This window comes from Arthrobacter sp. NPDC057388 (assembly GCF_042668165.1).
GTDB lineage: Bacteria > Actinomycetota > Actinomycetes > Actinomycetales > Micrococcaceae > Arthrobacter.
The window spans coordinates 1-5,370 of the sequence record NZ_JBHVBL010000088.1 but is presented as its reverse complement, the minus strand read 5'-3'; the positions used below and the strand labels follow the sequence as shown (position 1 = coordinate 5,370).

Genomic DNA, 5,370 nt, shown 5'->3' with positions numbered 1-5,370 from the left:
CCGGCGCTCTCCGCCACCAAAGCCGCGATCGCCCTCGCCGTCGCGGCGCGGACGGTCACCAAACTGCTTACGCTCGCCGCCACCAAAACCACGGCGGTCACCGCCACCAAAACCACGGCCACCGCCGTCGCCCTCACGACGCGGACGGTCACCAAACGGCTTACGGTCACGATCACCAAACTGCCGGCGCTCACCGCCACCAAAGCCGCGATCGCCCTCGCCGTCGCGGCGCGGACGGTCACCAAACTGCTTACGCTCGCCGCCACCAAAACCACGGCCACCGCCGTCGCCCTCACGGCGCGGACGGTCGCCGAACGGCTTACGGTCAGGGTCGCCACCGAAACCGCGGCCATCACGGGCGCGGAAGCCCCGCGGATCCCCGCCGGAGTTGTTGGTCCCCCTAAACGGGCCCCCCTGCCGTCCCCGGTTGCTTCCCGAGTTCCCCCGGTCGTTTCCGCCGCGGTAACCGCCGCCCTTGTGCTCAGCCATGGTGGATTCCTCCTGTAGTGAGCCGACCACTGGCGCGATGTGCAGCCGCTCTTATCCGTGTTTGGTTGTCCTGCGCGACCCGAAGCGATGCATCCGGTGTCCGCATATCTCTAGCAATTCTAGGTGAGAGCCGGCACCAGCCACCAACGGCGAGGGCCTTCCGCGGGCCGGCGTGTGCATCCTCACAGGGAGCGGGCAGCTCCATCCGGTGCTGTCAGGGCGGTCGCGTGGGTTTCACCTTGTCCGCCTGGGGCACGCCGCCCCACAGGGAAAATCCAAGGCGGCGTGGCAAGACTGGCTCCGACAGCATCCGCCAAGGGGGAACCATGAACAAAACACGGACGACGTCGGTGGCCGCTGCTGCCATGATTCTTGGGTGCGGCATACTGGCGCTGGTCGTTGCCTATGCCACTGAGGCCGGCAAGGAAGCAGCCTTCCTGGACCGGACAGGTGCGGCTGTGATCTGGGGGCTGCCCGTCGCCAAACTTGTTTTCAATGTTGCCGCCGCCGGCACCATCGGGCCGCTGGTCCTGGCACTGTTTGCCTTCCCCCCGAAGGAAAAGGCGTATGCCAAGGCACTGGCCGTTGCCGGTATTTCTGCTGTTCTCTGGGCGGCCGCAGGAGCCGCCATCAGCGTTCTCAGCTTCCACTCGCTGGCTAACCTGCCGCTGTTCTCGGAAGGCTCCGGTGCTATCTACGTCAGTTTCCTGACCGACGTCGACGCAGGGCGGCGCAGTGCACTGACGGTGCTGATCTCAGCTACCGCCGCGCTCCTCTGTTTTGGTGTCCAGACCCAGAGGGCGGTCGCTGTCACGGCTGTGCTGGCATCCACGGGGCTGATTCCGCTGGCCCTGAACTCCCATGCCGCCGGCGGCGCCACGCATGCGGACAGTACTGTTCCCGTGGTCATGCACATGGCGGCCGCGGCCATCTGGATTGGAGGCCTGGCTACGCTCCTCCTGCTCCGGCGGACGCTGGGAACGGAACTGATGGCCGTGGTCCGGCGCTACTCAACTCTGGCGCTGCTGTCCTTCCTTGCCCTGGCAATCTCAGGCATAGCGGCCGGGCTGGCAGGTATTGGAACGGTTGAAGGACTGGCCACGCAGTACGGTCTGATTCTTGTGGCCAAGACGGCGGTTCTGGGGGTTCTGGGCTGGTTCGGAGCGCTGCACCGAAAGTGGATCCTCACCAGGCTCGAATCGTTTCCGGCCAGGGCAGGGACCATTTTCACCTGGCTGGCTGTGGCTGAGCTTGCGGTCATGGCTTCCGCATCGGGCCTGGCGGCCGCCCTGGCCCGGACCCCGCCGCCAGCGGTCTCGCAGGCCGCCCCGGGCCAGGCGCCCCTTCGCCTTCCAGGTTTTGTGGATGCGCTCAGCAGCTGGAAGCCAGACGCCCTGTGGATTTTCCTGTGTGCCGTGGCTGTTTTCCTCTATGCGGCCGGGATGCGGCGGATCCGTCTGCGGGGAGGGCACTGGTCCCCGTACCGGGCCAGCCTGTGGTTCGCCGGAGTCACCCTGCTGTTCCTGGTCACCAACGGAGGGCTGCGCGTTTACCAGGAGTACCTGATCAGCATGCACGTCACCACGCAGATGCTTCTGATCGGCGCCATTCCGCTGCTGCTGGTTCCCGGCTCCCCCCTGAAACTGGCCAGCCTGGCCGTTGCGCCAAGGCAGGACGGCACAGTAGGCGGTGCAGAAGCTCTCAACATGACGCTGCGTCCGCTTCTGAATGCTGCGTCGGCGCCGTACATTGCGGCCGCCGGCCTCGCCGCGGTTCTCAGCGTTCTGTACTACACGCCGTTGCTGGACTACTCGTCACGCACCCAGTTCGGATACCAGGCCATGGCCCTGCTGGCGCTGTTTTCAGGTTGCCTGTTCACTGCTTCGCTTCTTCGGACAACCGGCACCGGCCCTGGATCGTCACGGACCGCCAGGCTGGTGACCATGGGTGCCGTGGCCGCTCTCTACGCGGTGCACGGCTGGGCACTTGCGCAACAGGGAGACCAGCTGCCGGATTCCCGGCGGCAGGAATGGGTGATCACCGCGGGCCAGCCCTGGGATCAGCCTGCCCTGGCTGTCGTGGAGCCGGCGGGCATGGCCATGTGGGTCATCGCAGCCGGCACCCTCCTTGCTGCAGCGGCGGTTGTGCTGTTGCGGTCCCACCGGCGCTCTGCCACCGGCAGCGGAAAACACATTGCCCGGCAGCCGGCTCAGGACCTTGTGCTGACCTCGGAATCCTGACCCTCGAAGTTTTGCCCGCAGTCCTGCTGTTCGCCGCTGTTCCTGGTGTTCACTGCCGGTGCAGCAGCGCGCATGCAGTTGGGTTCCGTACTGCTGGCCGACGCCCCTCAGAACGCCGGGATAGCCACCCAACATGGCCGCTAACAGCCCCTATCCCTCTCAAGGTTTCCGCAGGGTAGGTAGTACACCCTTCAAGTAAATCAATTGGACTTTCAACACGCCGGAGGTAGAGGTGCAGGTTTCACGCCGACAGGCATTGCAAATTGGTGGAGTGGGGATCATCGGTGCCTTTGGGCTGGCCGTGCCGTTGACATCGGTCAACGCCAAGTCGGCCAGCCAGCTGGCGTCCCGCAACATGCCCAAGCCGTACCAGCGGACACTTCCCATCCCGGAGATACTCAAACCCAAGAGCACCACCGTGGATTCCGACGGGCACAAGAGGCACCTTTACAAGATCGAACAGAAGGCGGCCCTGGCCAACATCGTGCCGGGCCTCAGCACACCCATCCTTGGCTACAACGGGACATTTCCCGGTCCCACCATCAAGGTGAATCAGGGCGAACGCATCACCCTGGAGATGGACAATGTGCTGCCGCTGTTCCACCCGCAGTGGGGCTACCGGCTCGATACGTCGACCCACCTGCACGGCTCGGCGTCGCTCCCGCAGTTCGACGGATACGCCAACGACCTCACAGGCCGGGACTACTGCAAGGACTACGAATACCCCAACTTCCAGCCGGCACGGACCCTCTGGTACCACGACCACGCCGTCCATAACACGGGACAGAGCGTGTACTCCGGCCTTGCCGCCCAATACCACCTGCACGACGAAGTGGAAGGCAGCATTCTCCCGCAGGGCAAGTTCGATGTGCCGCTGACCGTCTCCGATGCCATGTTCGCGGCCAACGGGTCCCTGGGCTACAACGACAACACCCACTCCGGCCTCTGGGGCGACGTCATCCTCGTCAACGGGGCGCCCTGGCCCGTGATGAAGGTCCAGCGAAGGATTTACCGGTTCCGCATTCTCAATGCCTCCATCGCCCGCTCCTACCGCTTCTCCCTGAGCACCGGAGACCCGATGACAATTGTCGCCACTGACGGTGGCCTGATGCCGGCGGCCCAGCAGGTGACATCCTGGCGGCACGGCGGCGCCGAGCGCTACGAGGTTCTCATCGACTTTTCGAAGTATCCCGTCGGCAAGCGGGTGGAGCTTCGCAACCTGTCCAACAAGAACAATGTGGACTACGACTTCACCAACAGGATCATGGCGTTCGACGTGACGGACGAGCCTGTGGACACGTCCGGTCCGGGCGCCACGGTGCTGCCGACGCTGCTCGCTCCGAGTACGACCATGAGCCTGACCTCATCCCAGTCCGTCAAGACCCGTCGCATGCGTGTGAAGCGGGACAACGACATATGGACAATCGGGGGCATGACCTGGGACGAGGTGGTGGCGAGCGGCTACAAGAAGGTCCTTGCTGATCCGGACCTTAACGATGTGGAAATCTGGGAGATCGAAAACAGCTCGGGCGGATGGTTCCACCCGGTCCACATCCACTTGGTGGATTTCCAGGTCCTTAGCCGCAACGGAAAGGCACCCTTCGCGTACGAACGCGGGCCCAAGGACGTGGTCTACGTCGGTGAAGGCGAGACAGTACGGCTGCTCATGAAGTTTGAACACCACCGCGGCCGCTACATGATCCACTGCCACAACCTGCCGCACGAGGATCACGACATGATGGCCCAATTCAGCGTTGGCATCGACACGAACGACCCCGATCCCAACCATCCGGTCGAAGCAGTGCGCCCACACCCCATCAATCAGCCCGCACCGGCAACGGTGACGGAAGAAGTAACGGAACCCGAGTCCACTCAACCAACCGAAACGGCTGTGCCTGCTACCACAGCCCCGGCTGCCGAGCCGGTCGCATCACAGCCTGCGCCCGCCCCGGCCCCTGCTGCGGCACCAGCAGGACAGAAGGACGTAGTGACCTTCTCCACCGCCCGGCACCGCCTTCGGAAGGACATGACTATCAGCGGCACGTCCAAGTACGCCGGATCGACGGCGGCCACCTCAGCCACCGTCGTCCTTTACGACGTCACACCCGGACGTGCAGCGACACGGCTCGGCACTGTGAAGGCAAATGCGCTCGGGACCTGGACGTTCACGGCCAAGCCCGGACCAACCCGGCAGGTCACGCTGGTCAAGGCCGAATCCAGCGTAGGCGGGACGGCAACAGCCAGCGTACGGCTCAAGTAAGCAGCCACATTAACTGACTCAGGCCCCGGCGTGAATGCCGGGGCCTGAGTTACGCCGATTGCGGAAGGGTCCGGGAAAAACCTGCAGGAGTTGAGGACGCGTTTGGGAAAAGGCGGCAGGAGGTGAGGACGCGTCGTGGAAAAACCTGCAGGATCTGAGGACGCGTCGGGGAGCAGCCGCAGCAAACAAGACGCGTCCTCAGATCCTGTCGCTTCCACCCGGACGCGTCCTCAGATCCCGTCGCTTCCAACCTGACGCGTCCTCATGACCGGTGGTGGTGGGGGTGTTAATGCGGGAGAGCCCCGAACCGGTTGCCTGGTTCGGGGCTCTCGACCTAATGGTTGTCCGGCGGTGACCTACTCTCCCACACCCTCCCGGGTG

The 5,370-nt window shown here is 64.4% G+C and carries 3 protein-coding genes; all 3 read left to right on the top strand.

Going from position 1 to position 5,370, the window contains the following annotated elements:
• The coding region (locus tag ACFUTU_RS21120) for a hypothetical protein (RefSeq protein ID WP_377967887.1) at nt 1-507 on the top strand (507 nt) is incomplete at its 5' end.
• Nucleotides 508-815: 308 nt separating this feature from the next.
• Nucleotides 816-2,729, top strand: coding sequence for a cytochrome c oxidase assembly protein (locus ACFUTU_RS21115; RefSeq protein WP_377967885.1), 1,914 nt, complete (start codon nt 816-818; stop codon nt 2,727-2,729).
• Between the two features lie 271 nt (nt 2,730-3,000).
• The gene (locus tag ACFUTU_RS21110; protein ID WP_377967883.1) at nt 3,001-4,989 is read left to right on the top strand and encodes a multicopper oxidase family protein; all 1,989 of its coding nucleotides are present in this window, start codon (nt 3,001-3,003) and stop codon (nt 4,987-4,989) included.
• Nucleotides 4,990-5,370: the final 381 nt, after the last annotated feature.